Consider the following 15,666-nt stretch of genomic DNA (forward strand, 5'->3'; position numbering starts at 1 on the left):
AAACTGCCACCAAAGGTTAAGCCTGCGATGCAAGATCAGCGTAGGAGATGACCGCCCTGATCCATCGGTTCAGCACGCAATGTCAGCGAGGCACCTACCGCGTGGGCGTAGCGCAATACGACATCGAACGTCGGGTTACTGGTCTCGATGTCCGCCTCGAACCGACTGATTCCAGAGCGATTGATCCCGATCGCGTCGGCGACCTTCGCCTGCGAGATTCCCCGCTGCACGCGGATTCCGATGAGATCGGCGAATAGGCGTCGCCGTGCCTGCGTCAGCTCCATCGCGTTTCTGACGTGGTCGTCACCGGCCAGATCCAACGGCCGCACCTGCTTCCGCCATGGTTTCATCTGTTGCACTCTAGAGCAACAGATGGGATCGCTGGCTGCGGAAACAGGCCTTCAGGAAGCGCATCGCCTGCCTGAAGCAGGGAAATCAAACAACCGAAGTCGTCTTATCGTGCATTCGCTTGTTTGACATCGCTTGTAGATCTGGTGTATTAGCGCATCTTTGCGAAAGTGGTACGTCTGTTCACATGTACCTGGGGTGCGGTTTTCGTAGCCGTGCACAGTGATTCGGCGAAGTTGTAGCGCGTAGCAGCGGAAGAGGGGACCCTCGGAGGGAGAGATCGCGTTACCCAGGAGCCGCATGACTGTCAGTAGTGACCGTGAAGGTGGCTTGCCCGAGACACTGCCTGCGTTAGAGCAACTGCCGGCTGATGAGGCTCGGGATCTGTTCGAGTTGATGATGGCCGCGAGTGCGTTCGAGGCGGCCGCGTTGGACAAGTCCATCGATTCGATGGTCTCTGCGTTGCCGCGACCGTTGCGTCGGGTGACGAAGAAGATCATGTTCGGCGGCAGATGACGGACCTCACTACGCGGGCGCAGTTGATTCTGTTGGCTCGGACCTTGCATGTTCATCCGCAGCGGTTGGATCACCTGCGGTATCTGGGGGCCGATCGGTTGCATGCGTTGCAGCAGCAGATCTCGGGGGTGTTGTTCGATCAGCACACGGAGACGTTTCGGCGGATCAGTGCGCTGGTGCCGTTCGTTCCGTTGACGGTCTCGATTCCGTTGGTGCAGAAGCTGGTTCCGCCGATGATGACGGGGCGGGCGGCGGGGTCGGTGGGGCTGGATCATCCGGGTAAGGCGGCGGAGACGTTGACGATGCTGCGGGCTGAGTATGCGGCGGACTGCGCGCCCTATCTCGATCCGCGGGCCATCGAGCAGTTGGCCGATCAGATGGCGCCGGGGCCGATCGTCGAGATCATCAACGAACTGCTGCGGCGGCGGGACTATGTGACGGCTGGTCCGTTCTTGGCCTGCGCCACTACGGAATTGATCGCCCATGTCGAGGCGGATGTGCGCGATGACGCCGGGCTGATCTTCTCTGCCGCGTTTTCCTACGATGTCGACGTGCTGAGCGCGGTGGTGCGTCAGTTACTCGATGGGCCGCATCGGCGAATTCCGCGGATCACGCAGACGGTGCTGACGGGCTCTGCCGACCTGCAACATGCTGCGCTGTCGGTGTTTTCGCGGTGTGCGCCCGATGTGATCCGGCGGGTGGGTGACATTCTGTTCGGGAACGCCCAGCCTGCTGATGTCGCGCGGCTGGTGCGCAACGCGCTCGCGCTCGGGGCGGTACCCGAATTTCTGACGCTGGCTGGGTATCTCACGCCCTTGGGGCTGTGGACGTTGGTGGGCAATCCGGTGTTCAACGATCCGGATGTGGGGGTCGATCTGGTCGCGCCGATGGATGGGCGAGGCGATTCGGACAGTTGGCGTGGGCTTTTCACGCTGATGGCGCGGATGGACGACGACGTCAGGAGCGCGGTGGGGTACGCGCTGGCTCTGCTGTCGGAGTCCGCGGTGGCGGAGTTGCCTGCTCGCGCGACCGAAACTGGTTGCTGGCCTGCGCTACTCGATCTGGTCGCGGTGTCCGGTGAGCGGGGGCAATCCCGGTTCGGGGCGATCTGGGCGCAATTGGGGCCGGAGCGGCGGGCTTATCTGCATCGGTGCATCACCGAACTTCGGTACGACACCAGGCTGGCCGAGATCACGGCGCTGGTGGAACCGGTGGAGGTGGATCTGCTGTTCTACCAGCGGCGGCAGCAGGGGCGCTACCGCAACGGTTGACGCGACACCCCCTGGTCGGCGTAGCCGGCACCGCTCACCGATCGTCGGGCGGGCTCGCTGACGTCGAGCGGGTGAAGCGGGTTCCCCATTCGCGGGCCAGTGCGATGAGTTCCGGTGGGCCGAGAAGGGTGAAGTCGGCTTCTACCCTGCCCAGCAACAGGATCGGCCAGCTGAGGTCGTCGGCGGTCATTTCTATGTGGGTGCGGTTGGCGGGGAGGGCGGTGATGGTGCACCAGCGGCCTACTCGGGTGCGGACGTCGGGGGCGGGGGCTTCTATTTCGGCGGTGACGGTGTAGCCGGAGCGGCGGGCGCCGACGGCGTCGCGGACGAAAGTGGCGGCGTCGGGGGCGGGGAGGGTGCGGGGGCGGAAGCGGGTGTTGGTGGCCGCGGAGGCGGTGAGGCGGTCTACGCGGAAGGTGCGCCAGTCGTGGCGGGTGAGGTCGTAGGCGACGAGGTACCAGCGGCGGCCCTGCGAGACGAGGCGGTGGGGTTCGACCTCCCGGGTGCTGGTTCGGCCGTCCGCGGCGGTGTAGGTGAAGGTGAGGCGTTCTTCGCGGCGGCAGGTGAGGGCCAGGTCGGTGAGGACGGCGGGGTCCACATCCGAGAGGGGGACGGCGGTCCAGGCGGTGGATTCGGTCATGGCGCGCAGGGCGTCGACGCGGCGGCGTAGGCGGGTGGGCAGGACGGTGACCAATTTGCCGAGGGCTCGGATGGACGATTCGGCGAGGCCGTCGCCCGCGCCCTGGGAGCCGGCCTGCAGGCAGACGGTGATGGCGACGGCTTCGTCGTCGTCGAGGACCAGGGGTGGGAGGGCGGCACCCGCGGCCAGTTGGTAGCCGCCGTCGACGCCGGGGCGAGCGTCGACCGGGTAGCCGAGTTCGCGCAAGCGGTCGATGTCGCGGCGCAGAGTGCGGGCCGAAACACGCAGTCGCTCAGCGAGTTCCGTGCCGGGCCAGTAGCGGTGGGTCTGCAGCAGCGACAGCAGACGGAGGGTGCGTGCGCTCGTATCGGCCATCTTTCGATTATCTCGCAATTGCGGACAGAAACTGGCCGCAATGGGCTCTACCTTGGGTTTCACAGCCCCGACAAGCAAAGGACTCAGCTCATGACCGAGACCCTGATCGACACCGAGCGCACCGACATCCTCGAGATGCTCGCCAAGCACCGGCACTTCCTGCGCTTCACTGTCCGCGACCTGACCGACGAGCAGGCGGGTCTGCGCACGACCGCCAGCGAGCTGTGCCTGGGCGGTCTGATCAAGCATGTGGCCGCGGTGGAGTCGAATTGGGCGGGTTTCATCGTCAACGGGCCCGAGGAAGCACCCGACTTCTCCTCGATGACCGAGGAACAGATCGCACAGTGGGGCGACGCCTTCAAGATGCTGCCCGGCGAAACGCTGGCCGGTGTCCTGGCCGAATACGACCAGGTGGCCGCGCGAACCGACGAACTCGTGCGCACGCTCCCCGATCTGAACGCGAGTCAGCCCCTGCCGGAGGCTCCGTGGTTCGAGCCCGGCGGCCGCTGGACCGCACGCCTCGCCCTGATGCACATCATGACCGAGACCGCCCAGCACTCCGGGCACGCCGACATCATCCGGGAATCGCTGGATGGCGCTAAGTCGATGGGGTGATGTCGGCGAAGAGGGACTCGGCTGCCGCACGGTGTTCGACGGCGGCAGCCGGGTCCGTCGCGTCGAGGACATCGGCGATGCCCTGGTGGGCGTTTGCCTCCTCGAAGCGGCGGCCCAGTTCCGGTGCCAGGGTGAGGGTTTGGCGATAGAGCTCGAGAGCCTCGGCGGGTAACTTTGCGAGACGGCAGGTTTCGGCGTAGCTGTTGAGGAAGTGGATCTTCCAGTGGGGTTCGAAGAGGCTGTCGAGCAGGGCGAAGGCCTCTCGATGGCCGGCCAGAGCTTCGTCGTAGCGACCCATCTCGCGCAGGGCAACGCCTCGGCAGTTCAGGCACCAGGCTTCGTTGTGTTTGTGGCCGTCTTCGCGGGCGAGGGTGAGGGCGCGGTCCAGGTGGGCGAGGGCTTGTTCGGGCTCGTCGGCGGCGATCGCCACACCCAGGGTGACCTGGGCCTGTTGGGACGGGTGGAGGGCGAGGGCTTCGCGGGCCAGGTGGGCGGCTCGGTCGCGGTGGCCCAGTTGGAGGGTTGCCCAGGCTTCGCCGGCGATGGCGTCCGCGGCGCTCGTGGGGCAACCGCTGGTGGTGTAGAGATCACGGGCTTGGCGGAACAATTCCAACGGTTCCTCGATATCGCCTTCGTCCCAACGTAATTGGGCGCAGCGCATCGTCAGTTCGGCCCGGGGCAACGGGTCGCCCGCTGCGACGACCAAGGGCGCGGCGGCGGCGTAGGCGGCGGCCGCTTCGGTCATGCGGCCCGCGTTGTAGCGGGCGAAACCGAGGTCGCTGTGGGCTTCGGCGAGTTGGCGTGGGTCGCCGAGATTCTGTGCGGCGGTGAGGGATTGCTCGAACAGGGCATTGAGATGTGTGGTGCCACACCGGCGGGCGAAGAAGGCGCGCATGAAGCGCGGTAGTTCGCAGACGTGGGTGTCGGCGCCTGCTTCGACGGCGGCGTAGAACACGGCCATCAGATTGGTGTATTCGGAGACGAACCAGAAGAACGCGGCGTCGCGGCCGGGGAACTGCGGCAGCTCCGCCGGCGGTGCACCGGCGGACACGGGGCGGGTCGGCGACAGGAAAGGCATGGCGGTGTCGGCGGCGGCCGCGGCGTGCACGTAGAAGTCGAGGATGCGGTGCAGGGCGCGTTCGCGGTCGGCGGGGGTGTCGTGTTCGAAAGTGGCACGGCGGGCGTGCTGGCGGACCAGGTCGTGGAGGCGGTAGCGGCCGTCGGCCGGTTGCTGGACGAGGTGCGCGTCGAGGAGGTCTTCGAGCATGGTGCGGGCGCTGCGCAGCGGCACGTCGGCCACGGCGGCGGCGACGTAGTCGGTGAATGTGGAGCCAGGGATCAAACCGAGCAGCCGGAACAGGCGGCGCTGATCGCGGTTGAGCTGACGGACCGACATACCGAAGGCGGTGTCGAATTCGCTTGGGCCCTCGGCCATTCGCTCCACCAGGATGCCGATCGACCAGCCCGGGCGATGCCGGAGCCGGGCAGCGGCCAGGCGCAACGCGAGGGGCAGGTTGCCGCACAGGCGAAGCACCTCGGCGGCCTGCTCGGGTTCCTTGGCGAGCCTGCCGGCGCGCGCGTCGCCACTGGCCCGCACGAGCAGTTCGGCACTCTCCTCGGGCGTGAGCACGTCGAGGGTGACGGGCACAACCTCGTCGAGTTCGAGTAGGCGGTTGCGGCTGGTGATGATCGCGACCGACTCCCCCGCCCCGGGCAACAGGTGGCTGACCTGGGCGGCATCGGCGACATTGTCGAGCACGACAACAGCGCGCAACCGGGCCAGCTCCGAACGCCAGCAGGCCGCGCGCAGTTCGACTGCCCCGTCCTGCGGCACCTGCTCCGAGGGGACCTGCAACGCGGCCAGCAGCGCGCGCAGGGCGGCATCGGGGTCGAGCGGTTGGCGGCCGTCGGTGAAGCCGTGCAGGTCGAGATACAGCTGGGCGTCGGGGTATTCGGCGGTGAGCTGGTGCGCGGCGTGCACAGCCAGGGAGGTTTTCCCGACTCCGGCCATGCCGTCGACGGCGACCACACGGTCGCAACGTACAGCCGCGATCACGTCGGCCAGTGCCTGTTCGCGGCCGGTGAAGTCGGGTACGTCGCGGGGCAGATCGTTGCGCGGCGGCGGTGGGGCGTCGGCCGGTGGGCTCGGCGGGGCGGGCTGGCGGCTGGTCTTCGGCGGGGCGGGCAGGGGGTTGTTGGCGCGCTCCCAGAGTGGGCGCAGTGGGCGCGGGTCGCGTTTGACCAGGCGGCACAGCTCGAGCACCGCGGGCCACGGCGGGACCGTCTGGCCGCTGAGGTAGCGCGAGAGCGAGGACGAGCTGAGGCCGGTGTCGCGGGCCAGGGCGCGCACGCCACGGCCGGACAGTTCCTGGATCAGTCGCAGGCGCGCAGCGAGCTCGTCCTGCGGGTGTGCCCGTGCCGTCTGCTGTTGCGCAACCACCGTGTTCCACTCCCGTTGTCCCGGCCTCGACCAGAAATCTTCCGACCGACAAGTCGGTGGTCAGGGCCGTTTTCCGCTGTCCCACAGTGTCCCACAGCCATTCTGTTCCAGCGTCGCACGGGCTGTTATTGGGCCACACCGCAAGCAGCGGAGAAGCAACGAACAAGGAGAACGACATGCAGTCTCGGATGAAGAACCCGGCCATGGTCCTCACCGACGCGATGGGCCCGATCCAGCAGGTACTGAAGGCAGTGGAGACCGGCGGCGTGGACAGCGAGATCCTCGAACTGGTGCACCTGCGAGTCAGCCAGATCAACGGCTGCAGCGCCTGCGTGCACGGGGGCACCACCACCGCACGCAAAGCAGGCGTCAGCGAAGACCGCCTCGCCACGGTGGTCGCCTGGCGCGAGACCCCGTTCTTCTCCGAGGAGGAGCGCGCCGCCCTCGAACTCGCCGAAGCCGCCACCCGGATGGCCGACCGCCCCGAGGCGGTCACCGACGAGATCTGGGACAGCGCCGCCAGCTACTTCGACGAGAAGCAGCTCGCGTCGATCGTGCTGATGATCGGCGTGACCAACATGTTCAACCGGCTCAACGCCACCACCCGTCAGATCGCCGGCGCCTGGGGCTGAGGCTCCCTGTGAAAGGAACTATGGCCATGTCTACTGATAGCAAGAGCACTTCACACAGCCGGTTCTCCCGCTGGATGCAGCACCGGATGAACGCGCGGATCAACCGCAAGATCCGCGGCGGCAACGGCACCTTCATGGGGATGGACGTGCTGATCCTGCACACGGTCGGGCGGCGCAGCGGGCAGCCGCGCGACACCCCGATCACCTGGTTCCCCGGCGACGACGGGTCCTGGCTGCTCGTCGCCTCCGGCGGCAAGAACGGACACCCCGACTGGTTCCTCAACCTGATGGCCAACCCCGATCAGGCGACCGTCCAGCTACCCGTTGGAGATGCCGTCGCGGTGACACCGCACGTGCTCCACGATGCCGAGCGGGCAACCGCCTGGGCACACATCACCGCCGCCCAGCCGCGCTACGACAAGTACCAGACCAAGGCCGGGCGCGAGTACGCCGTCGTGCGGCTGAGCGCCTGAAGTGCGGATGTCGGTTGGGCAACGGAAGCTGAATGCCCTGCTGAACAGTCATAGACTGCTCAGCAGGCACGGGCGACCGAGCGCCTGATGGGGACCGTTCGGCCGCTGCGAGAGCGGAGGCGAACATGGGCTATCCCGGCTATCCCGGATACCAGCAAGCCATGCCACCGCCGCAACGACCGTCACCGTGGCCGTGGATTCTGGGGGTCCTGGTGGTTGTCGTGGCGTTGGGAGTCGGCGTGATCGCGGCGGGAATCATCATCCTGCAACGTGACCGCAACTCCTCGACGGCCGCCCCTGCCCCCACCGCCGCCACCATCGCTGCCTCGGCACCGGTACCGGTGCCTGCCCCTGTCCCGGTGCCCGCGCCGGTTGATCCCGATGCCCAAGCGCTCGATACCTTGCGCGCGCAAGCCGACGCCGACCAGCCGTTCGTCAGTGCGGGAGTGGCCAACCGGTGGGTGCCACAGCTCTCGGCGAAACAGCCGGGCTTGGTCGCGCCCGACGTCGACGGGCAGATGGTGAACTGGACCAGCAGCGAGATCCTCGCCCAACATCAACGGATGCGCGCCCAGTACCCAGGGGCGAGACTGGTCTGGAGCGACGACTGGGCCACGTTCGACCTGCAGGGCTGGTGGATAACCCTGGCCGGAACGACCTACAGCGATCCCGACTCGGCCAACGCCTGGTGTGACGCCAGGTCGATCCCCGTCGACGAGTGCTTCGCGAAACTCGTCAGCAATTCGCGCGGCTCGGCAGGCACGACGAAGTACCGCTGAATCAGGCGGGCAGGAGTCGGCCGATCACCTCGGCGAGTTGGGCGACATTGCGGCATTCGTGCATGGTGACGACGTCGGTGTAGTCCTCGGCGGCCGAGTCGCCGGTCGACCACGAGCGCGCGGGTTCCGGATTGAGCCAGTAGACCGCTTTCGCTCGCTCCGTGATCGCTTGCAGAGCCGCGAGATTCGGGTCGGTTCGGTTGGTTCGGGCGTCGCCGAGGATCAGCACGCAGGTGCGGGGGCCGACGGCGTCGAGGTAGCGGTCGACGAAACCCTGCAGGACCTCACCGTAATTGCTGGATCCGAACCGGGCGACGCCTCCTTCGCGGACGATGTCGCGCGCGAAACCGGGCGGCGGGGGCTCGCCGGGGGTGAAGTACTGGGTGATCTCGGCGCAGGTGTCGACGAAACCGAAGCTGCGGACCTTGCTGAACTGATCCTGCAGGGCCTGCACCAACTGCAGGGTGAACTCGGCGAAACCGCTCACCGAGCCCGAAACATCCGCCAGCACCACGAGATCGGGGCGGCCACGCTTGCGGGCACGCAGCACCGGGTCGACGGGGACGCCGCCGGTGGCCATCGAACGACGCAGGGTGCGGCGCAGATCGATCTGGCCGCGCACCGCCTTCTTGCGGCGCACCGCCAAGCGGGTGGCGAGCTTGCGGGCCAGCGGGTGCACGAGGCGGCGCATCTCGGCGAGGTCCTGTTCACGGGCGCCGAGGAAATCCGTTCGGTCCGCGGAGTTCTCGACACCGCGGCGGGCGATGTAGTCGGTGCCGCGCAGTTCCGCCGAACGCAGGCGGGCCTCGGTTTGCACGTCGGAGCGGAACCGGTCGACGCGGCGGCGGGCCTCGATGGTGCGCACTGCCGTGTCGAACTGACCTGTGCCACCCATGGTTCGGGCGACCTGTTCGGAGATCTCATCCGGGCGCAGTGATTTCATCGTCAGGTACGACGACCAGCCCGCACCGGAAGCCTGCGTGACTCTGCCCGCGCTCTCGCCCGCACCGCCGTAGGCGCCGAAGGTGTTGAGTGCTTCGCGGGCCAGTTCGGCGGTGTCCTCGCCCTGGACGAGGGTGGCGATCAGGCGCTCACGCAGGTCCTCGGCATTCTCGCTCGGGCGTGCGGGTGGCAGCGAGACGCCGAGGAAGTACAGGTCGAAGAGTTGGTCGAAGACTTTGCGTTGGCCGTTGCGACGGAGCAGGCAGGCGGCCAGACCCGCGCGCAGGACGCGGGGGTCGGTGTCACCGAGGGCTACGATCGCGGCTGCCGCGTCGATGGTTTCGCTGGGACCCGCGTGAATGTTGTGTTCGCGCAGCAGGGTGACGAAATCGACGAGCCGAGCGCTCGTGGGAACGAAGCGCGAAGGGCTCATCACTTCACGCTGCCGTCTGCCTGGTCGTCGAGACCGAGCCGATCGATGGCGATGCGATGGTCCGACTGGTACTTCAGCAGCACCCCGAGGGTCGAGCGGACCACACCGCCGGTCAGTGTCCGCGTACCCAATGCGACCAAAGTCTTTGCCCAGTCGACGGTTTCGGCAATAGAGGGCGCCTTGCGCAGGGAGAGCTGCCGTAGCGCGCTCACCGTCGCCACCACGGGTTCGGCCAGCGCGGCGTCCAGCTCGGGAACCTTGAGCGCGACGATCGCCTTCTCCAATTCCGCTGTCGGATAGTCGATATGGAGATACAGGCAGCGCCGCTTCAGCGCTTCGGACAGGTCGCGGTGGGCGTTGGAGGTGAGGATGACGAACGGCTTGCGGACGGCGGTGACGGTGCCGAGTTCGGGGATGCTCACCTGGAAATCGCCGAGGACCTCCAGCAGCAGGCCCTCGAGCTCCACGTCGGCCTTGTCGAGTTCGTCGATGAGCAGGACCGTGGGGTCGGGGTTGCGGATGGCCGCCAGCAGCGGGCGGGCGAGCAGGAATTCCTCGGTGAAGACGTGGTCACGGGTGCTGTCCCAGTCCTCGCCGGAGGTGGCGGTGATGCGAAGTAACTGCTTGGCGTGGTTCCACTCGTAGAGCGCCCTGGCCTCGTCGACGCCCTCGTAGCACTGCAGCCGGATGAGCTCGGCACTCACCGCGGCGGCCACGGCCTTGGCGAGCTCGGTCTTGCCCACGCCCGCGGGGCCCTCGATCAGCAGGGGCTTGCCGAGGCGGTCGGCGAGGAAGACCGCGGTCGCGATGTCGAGGGACGGCAGGTAACCGGCCGCTGTCAGCCGGTCGGTCACCTGGTCTACCGAGGAAAAGAAGTTACTCATCGGTAATGAGTGTATCCACTGCCGCCCACCCGGCGGCGACGCGAGTCCCAGTGACTACGACCGCGGCTTTTCGGCCTTGACGACGGCAACGGCGACGCCGTCCAGGATGAGGTCGAGACCGAAGGCGAAATCGCCGGCGGCCGATTCCTCGTCCGGGGGGACCTCGGCGAAGGCCTGATCCGCGAAGAGGGCGGCGATCTCGGGCAGGCCGGACAGGTCGAGGGTCGACACGTCGCGCTGGTACACGTCGAGGGATTGAGCCTCGCTGCGCTGTTCGGCGCCACGCTGCTCGGCCATGTGACGGTCGGTGACGAACGCCTGACGGACGTAGCCGCCGACCACGGTGATCGCACCGATCTTGGCGCCCCAGCCCAGGCGGGTCTCGCGCAAGGCGGCGAGGCCGGCATCCATCCACGCGAGGGCGTTGATACCGCGGGGCGGGCCCGTGATGGGGATCTGAGTCAGCCACGGGTGGTGGGCGAACACTGCCCGCTGACCGGTCGCCCAATCGCGCAGGGCGGGGCGCCAGGCCGGACCGATGACCGGAGGCGGGCCGAAGGCAGTGTCGGCCATCAAATCGGTGAGGCCGTCTTTCGAGCCGATGTGGCGGTAGAGCGACATCGGTGTGACATCCAGTGCGGCAGCCACTTTCGTCAGCGAAGCAGCGCGCAGACCGTCGCGATCGGCGAGCGCGATGGCCGTCGCGACGATGCGATCCGCGTCCAGTTCAGCCGGACGGCCGACGCGCGGTCGAGCCGGACCGGGCTGCTTACTCGTCACCTTCTCCTCATTCGTTCAGAGTTCCCCCAACTTAACATATGGGCTATAGTTTAAGATCTATACTAATTCCGACCGAGCGGGATCGCTCGGAGGCGAGGGGCGAACAGCTGTGGACATCAACCAGATTCAGCGCATCACCGGAGCAGCCGCCTTCGCGGGTGCGGGATGCACGCTGATCGAACTACCGCTGTACTTCGTGTACGCGGGGGCACCGCCGGACGCGAATGTGCTCACCCGATGCCTGCTCGGACTGATCGGTGTCACGCTGTTCGTGGTGTTCATGAGCGGGCTCGCCGCTGTGGTGCGACACCGGGACCCGGAGCGTGAATGGTTCGGGTCGCTGGCCGCCGCGGCCGGAACCGCCTGGCTAACCGTCATTCTCGTATCGACCGGCCTAGAGGTCGGTGCGGTGATAGCGGCGCCTGAACCGATCGACCCCACCATCACCGTCACCGGTACCTACATCCTGTACGGGACCGTCTCGCGACTGCTGGAGGGACTGTTCCTCGTGGCCTTCGCCATCGCGGCCGCGCGGCTACTGCCCCGCTGGTGCATCGTGACCAGCTGGGTGCTCGCGGCGGTGAACTTCGCGTTCGTGCCGTCGCTGTTCTTCGGGAACACACCGGCCAACTTCTACGCGGCCAACGGGTGGGGCACCACGGCGACCGTCGGCGGGCTCACCATGCTGTGGTTGTTCACGATCGGAATCGCGCTGTATCGGTCGGCTCCGAAAGAGGCCGATCAGTACGGGTTGTCGGCGACTTTCACCTGACCGTCCTTGATCGCGGCCAGCAGCAGGCGGTAGTCGGCCATGCTCTGGTCCGAATACGACATCGCGAAATCGCTCAGTGCCGTGTCGAACTTCTCGCTGCCGCCGATATAGGCGTCGATGGCCAGCGGATCGCCGGCGCGGCAGTGGGCACGGGCCAGCACGCCGCCGCAGAGGCCGCCATAGTTGGACAGTTGCCGGTGGGTCAGATTCTCGATATCGACAGAACCCTTCATGTCGCGGAACTGACGCCAGTAGTGATGCACGCCTTCGGGGCCGGTGGCCCAGCCGAGGAAGATGTCGCTCGACGCCTGCATCAAGCGCTGACCGGCGACGACGCGATGTCCCTGATGCTTGTATCGGCTCGCCTTCTGATACGGCGCCAGTACCGAGGTGCCTGCCTCCTTCAACTGCAGGAACAGCGGAGTGCCGGACTCCTTGTCCATCAGCAGCGCGATGAAGCATCGGGTGCCGACGCTGCCGACCCCGACGACCTTCACGGCGGCCTCGACGAAGGCGTAGCGGTTGAGCAGCACGCGCATGTGATCGGGCAGGGTTCGCCGGTATTCGGCGAACAGAGCCTGCACGGTCGCCGCGTCCGGGGAGGTGATGGGTACCAGCAGCGGCGGCTGATTCTTGATCCGCGGAATGCCGTCGGCGTCGGGTTCGGTGAGTTTGTCCAGCGCTTGCAGGCTGGTGCGCTTCTTGGCCGAGGCGATCGTCTTCTCGGCCAGCTTGCGGCCCTTCTTCTTCTGGACCAGCTCGAGGACCTTGTCGGAGTCGACCCGGTCGTACCAGATCTCGAGACTGTCCTGCTCTGCCATCGCCTCGATGCCCTCGCGATAGCCGCGGGCGGTCACCTCCGCCGCCGATGCCGCGTCCTCATCGGAACAGCCGTTGTCGATCGCCGCGACCGCGACACTGGCGACCAGGCGTTTGACGTCCCACTCGAACGGGCCGGGCAGCGTCTCGTCGAAGTCGTTCACATCGAACACGAGATTGCGCTCAGGAGTGCCGAAGAGCCCGAAATTCGACAGATGCGCGTCGCCGCACAGTTGTGTGATGAGCCCCGTATCCGGACCGCTCCCCAGGTCATTGGCCAGGATCGCCGCGGCACCCCGCAGAAAGGTGAACGGCGACACCGCCATTCGCGCCATCCGGATCGGCACCAGCGACGGCACGCGGCTCTCGTTCTGTTTCAGCAGAATCGCCACCGGGTCCTCCCGCCCCGGCTCCGGCTTCCACTCCCCCAACGCGGTCCGGGAAACCCGCTTCCGCGCCGCTTTACCGACCTCCGCCGCCTGCCGATCGAAATCCTCAACCGTCGTCATCGAGCAAGTCTCGCGCTACCGGACCGCCACGGCAAGGACCAGCGGATAACCATGCGGTGACAGAGTGCGCCAGCGGCGAGCAAACACGGATGGCTCGTCGAGCAAGTCTGCCGCTGTCGACCGACAGCAAGGGAGTGGCGCTACGGACCGAGCCGCCTGCGCCACTCGTCGACTCGGCGGACGAGCTCCTGCCACCAGGTCCGATGCGGGTCCGGTGGTGGTGGAGTCGGCTGGGGCTCTGGGGTCGGTTCGGGGTCGGGTACCGGGACCAGCACCTTCCGGCGAATCCCGGTGCAGGTGAACTGGGTCGCTCGATAGGGATTCCCGTTCTGCGCCCACTCGGAGACGATGAGGGTGAACTTGCCGTCCTCGAGCCTGCTGTAGGGGTGTATGTAGCCGCCGTACAGGCGCGGGACTGTGTCGACACCGCGCGCCATCCCGGTCACCGGCCGGTGTGTGCGGGTCGTGATCCAGTTCGTGTTGTCGATGCGGTCGCCGACCTTGACGAAGATCGAGTAGTCCCCCGCGTCGAATCCGGAGATCACGGCCCTGTTCTCGACATAGCGCAGGCAGATCTCGCCGAATTGCCAACCGGGCAGGATCGGCGTGGGCTCACGGTTCCAGGCCCAGTTGTCGCCATCCCAGCCCCAGCCCTGCCAGGCGTGCGGATCGGGCAGGCCTTCGACCGTCGCGCGCCACAGCAGCATGTCCTTGTTCCTGGCCAGGCCGCCGGTGGAGATGATGTGCACCCAGTCGCTGTGCGGGTCCTTGGCCCAGGAAATCATGACCCGCTTGCCGGCGAAGGCGCCGCACCAGAACTTCGCACCGCGGCGCGCCCAGGTGATGCCGCTGTCGTCGGATGTCCTTACCTCGCACCACTTCTCGTTGGCCAGGCCCTTGGTGTACATGACCCACAGGTAGATCCGGCCGTCGATGGTCATCGCGTCACACGGCAGGACGGTGGAGTATTCGGCGTTGTCGTGCTGGTAGTCCCACAGTTGGCGGCCGTCGGTGCCCGGCGAGGTGGCCATGACGATCGGCTCGGCGGGGTCGCGCGCAGACGTGCGAGTGATGATCGGGGAACGCCAGTTCCCGATGCCGCCCATCGGTGGGCCGTACGGGCCGTCCCCGGAGAACGAGTCGCCCCAGATGAAGCCGACATCGCCGTTGGGCAGCTCGAACGGAATCGCGAGATCGCCGCCACCGAGGTCAGCCGAAGGCACAGGGTTCAGATCCGTGACGCGGATGACACACCCCCAGTCGGCTCGAGCCGAAATCGCTGAGCTGGGGTTGATTCCGTCACGCCACCAGGTTAAGTCAGAGTGCCGAAAGGCCCGCTCGCACGTGGCGAACGGGCCTTTCGAAACGCGGTGAAACCTTACGCGGTTTCGGTGATGGGGCGGTCGACCCAGCTCATCAGGCCGCGCAGCTTGGCGCCGGTGACCTCGATGGGGTGCTCGGCGTTCTCCTTGCGCAGGCCCTCGAGCTCCTTGTTGCCGCCTTCGACGTTGGCGACGAGGCGCTTGACGAAGGTGCCGTCCTGGATGTCGGCCAGGATCGCCTTCATGCGCTCCTTGGTGCCCGCGTCGATGACGCGGGGGCCCGACAGGTAGCCACCGAACTCGGCGGTGTCGGAGACCGAGTAGTTCATGCGGGCGATGCCGCCTTCGTACATCAGGTCCACGATCAGCTTGAGCTCGTGCAGGACCTCGAAGTAGGCCATCTCGGGGGCGTAGCCCGCCTCGACCATGACCTCGAAACCGATCTTGACCAGTTCCTCGGTGCCACCGCAGAGCACGGCCTGCTCACCGAAGAGGTCGGTCTCGGTCTCTTCCTTGAAGGTGGTCTTGATGACGCCGGCGCGGGTGCCGCCGATGCCCTTGGCGTAGGACAGCGCCAGGGCCTGGCCCTCGCCGGTCGGGTCCTGATCGACTGCGATCAGAGCCGGAACGCCCTTGCCGTCGACGAACTGACGACGCACCAGGTGGCCGGGGCCCTTCGGGGCGACCATCGCGACGGTGACGCCGGCCGGAGCCTTGACGAGACCGAAGTGGATGTTGAGGCCGTGGCCGAAGAACAGCGCGTCGCCGTCCTTCAGGTTGGGTTCGATGTCGTTGGTGAAGATCGACGCCTGGGCGGTGTCGGGGGCCAGCACCATGATCACGTCGGCCCACTCGGAGACCTCGGCGGGGGTGCCGACGGTCAGACCGGCCTCTTCGGCCTTCGGGCGAGACTTCGAACCCTCGGCCAGGCCGACGCGGACGTCGACGCCGGAGTCGCGCAGGCTCAGCGAGTGCGCGTGGCCCTGGCTGCCGTAGCCGATCACGGCGACCTTGCGGCCCTGGATGATCGACAGGTCAGCGTCGTCGTCGTAGAACATCTCGACTGCCACTTTGGTTGGTCCCTTCTCGAATGCGGTTAGGAAAAAGTTATCGCGG

At 66.9% G+C, this 15,666-nt stretch carries 16 protein-coding genes; 7 read left to right on the forward strand and 9 right to left on the reverse strand.

Annotated features, from left to right (window positions below; all coding sequences use genetic code 11):
• Positions 1-35 precede the first annotated feature (35 nt).
• A complete protein-coding gene (locus ACLJPD_RS02135) occupies positions 36-350 on the reverse strand; it encodes a helix-turn-helix domain-containing protein (protein ID WP_410869985.1) in 315 nt (104 codons plus the stop codon).
• A 298-nt stretch (positions 351-648) separates the two neighbouring features.
• Between ACLJPD_RS02135 and ACLJPD_RS02140 the strand changes: the two genes are divergently transcribed.
• Both ACLJPD_RS02140 and ACLJPD_RS02145 read left to right on the forward strand, forming a co-directional pair.
• A complete protein-coding gene (locus ACLJPD_RS02140) occupies positions 649-864 on the forward strand; it encodes a hypothetical protein (protein WP_410869986.1) in 216 nt (71 codons plus the stop codon).
• Positions 861-2,135 carry a hypothetical protein gene (locus ACLJPD_RS02145; RefSeq protein ID WP_410869987.1) on the forward strand — a complete coding sequence of 425 codons (1,275 nt, stop codon included), beginning with the start codon at positions 861-863 and terminating at the stop codon, positions 2,133-2,135. Before ACLJPD_RS02140 ends, ACLJPD_RS02145 begins: the two co-directional genes overlap by 4 nt.
• Positions 2,136-2,169: 34 nt before the next feature.
• On the opposite strand, the gene ACLJPD_RS02150 is transcribed toward ACLJPD_RS02145, so the two are convergent.
• On the reverse strand, positions 2,170-3,150 hold the full coding sequence (locus ACLJPD_RS02150; protein ID WP_410869988.1) for a helix-turn-helix transcriptional regulator: 981 nt from the start codon (positions 3,148-3,150) through the stop codon (positions 2,170-2,172).
• Positions 3,151-3,240: 90 nt separating this feature from the next.
• Here ACLJPD_RS02150 and ACLJPD_RS02155 point away from each other — a divergent pair, with 90 nt between their 5' ends.
• A complete protein-coding gene (locus tag ACLJPD_RS02155) occupies positions 3,241-3,765 on the forward strand; it encodes a DinB family protein (protein WP_410869989.1) in 525 nt (174 codons plus the stop codon).
• Here the strand turns inward: ACLJPD_RS02155 and ACLJPD_RS02160 are convergent.
• The gene (locus tag ACLJPD_RS02160) at positions 3,749-6,205 is read right to left on the reverse strand and encodes a tetratricopeptide repeat protein (protein WP_410869990.1); all 2,457 of its coding nucleotides are present in this window, start codon (positions 6,203-6,205) and stop codon (positions 3,749-3,751) included. The two genes, ACLJPD_RS02155 and ACLJPD_RS02160, sit on opposite strands and share 17 nt — an antisense overlap.
• Before the next feature lie 176 nt (positions 6,206-6,381).
• Between ACLJPD_RS02160 and ACLJPD_RS02165 the strand changes: the two genes are divergently transcribed.
• From ACLJPD_RS02165 to ACLJPD_RS02175, 3 genes are all read left to right on the forward strand, one after another.
• On the forward strand, positions 6,382-6,837 hold the full coding sequence (locus tag ACLJPD_RS02165) for a carboxymuconolactone decarboxylase family protein (protein WP_101466341.1): 456 nt from the start codon (positions 6,382-6,384) through the stop codon (positions 6,835-6,837).
• Positions 6,838-6,863: 26 nt separating this feature from the next.
• On the forward strand, positions 6,864-7,310 hold the full coding sequence (locus ACLJPD_RS02170) for a nitroreductase family deazaflavin-dependent oxidoreductase (RefSeq protein ID WP_410869991.1): 447 nt from the start codon (positions 6,864-6,866) through the stop codon (positions 7,308-7,310).
• 125 nt (positions 7,311-7,435) lie between these two features.
• Complete coding sequence (locus ACLJPD_RS02175; protein WP_410869992.1) at positions 7,436-8,089, forward strand: hypothetical protein; 654 nt, start codon at positions 7,436-7,438, stop codon at positions 8,087-8,089.
• Position 8,090: 1 nt separating this feature from the next.
• On the opposite strand, the gene ACLJPD_RS02180 is transcribed toward ACLJPD_RS02175, so the two are convergent.
• From ACLJPD_RS02180 to ACLJPD_RS02190, 3 genes are read right to left on the reverse strand one after another with little or no spacing between them, the layout of a single operon-like run.
• On the reverse strand, positions 8,091-9,464 hold the full coding sequence (locus ACLJPD_RS02180) for a vWA domain-containing protein (RefSeq protein WP_410869993.1): 1,374 nt from the start codon (positions 9,462-9,464) through the stop codon (positions 8,091-8,093).
• Complete coding sequence (locus ACLJPD_RS02185; RefSeq protein ID WP_410869994.1) at positions 9,464-10,348, reverse strand: AAA family ATPase; 885 nt, start codon at positions 10,346-10,348, stop codon at positions 9,464-9,466. The genes ACLJPD_RS02180 and ACLJPD_RS02185 overlap by 1 nt, the downstream gene beginning before the upstream one ends.
• Positions 10,349-10,402: 54 nt before the next feature.
• Complete coding sequence (locus ACLJPD_RS02190; protein ID WP_410869995.1) at positions 10,403-11,128, reverse strand: TetR/AcrR family transcriptional regulator; 726 nt, start codon at positions 11,126-11,128, stop codon at positions 10,403-10,405.
• Positions 11,129-11,237: 109 nt separating this feature from the next.
• On the opposite strand from ACLJPD_RS02190, the gene ACLJPD_RS02195 reads away from it, so the two are divergent.
• Positions 11,238-11,900, forward strand: a complete 663-nt coding sequence (locus tag ACLJPD_RS02195) for a hypothetical protein (RefSeq protein ID WP_410869997.1) — start codon at positions 11,238-11,240, stop codon at positions 11,898-11,900.
• On the opposite strand, the gene ACLJPD_RS02200 is transcribed toward ACLJPD_RS02195, so the two are convergent.
• The 3 genes from ACLJPD_RS02200 to ilvC all read right to left on the reverse strand — a co-directional run bounded on the left by ACLJPD_RS02200 (position 11,870) and on the right by ilvC (position 15,608).
• Positions 11,870-13,228, reverse strand: a complete 1,359-nt coding sequence (locus ACLJPD_RS02200) for a DUF2252 domain-containing protein (RefSeq protein WP_410869998.1) — start codon at positions 13,226-13,228, stop codon at positions 11,870-11,872. The genes ACLJPD_RS02195 and ACLJPD_RS02200 overlap by 31 nt on opposite strands.
• A gap of 140 nt (positions 13,229-13,368) precedes the next feature.
• Entirely contained in the window at positions 13,369-14,451 is a 1,083-nt protein-coding gene (locus tag ACLJPD_RS02205; protein ID WP_410869999.1) for a DUF4185 domain-containing protein, read from the reverse strand.
• 155 nt (positions 14,452-14,606) lie between these two features.
• The gene (gene ilvC, locus ACLJPD_RS02210) at positions 14,607-15,608 is read right to left on the reverse strand and encodes a ketol-acid reductoisomerase (protein ID WP_410871894.1); all 1,002 of its coding nucleotides are present in this window, start codon (positions 15,606-15,608) and stop codon (positions 14,607-14,609) included.
• Between the last annotated feature and the right edge of the window lie 58 nt (positions 15,609-15,666).

It is taken from the genome of Nocardia sp. A7 (genome assembly GCF_046549215.1).
Classification (GTDB): Bacteria; Actinomycetota; Actinomycetes; order Mycobacteriales; family Mycobacteriaceae; genus Nocardia.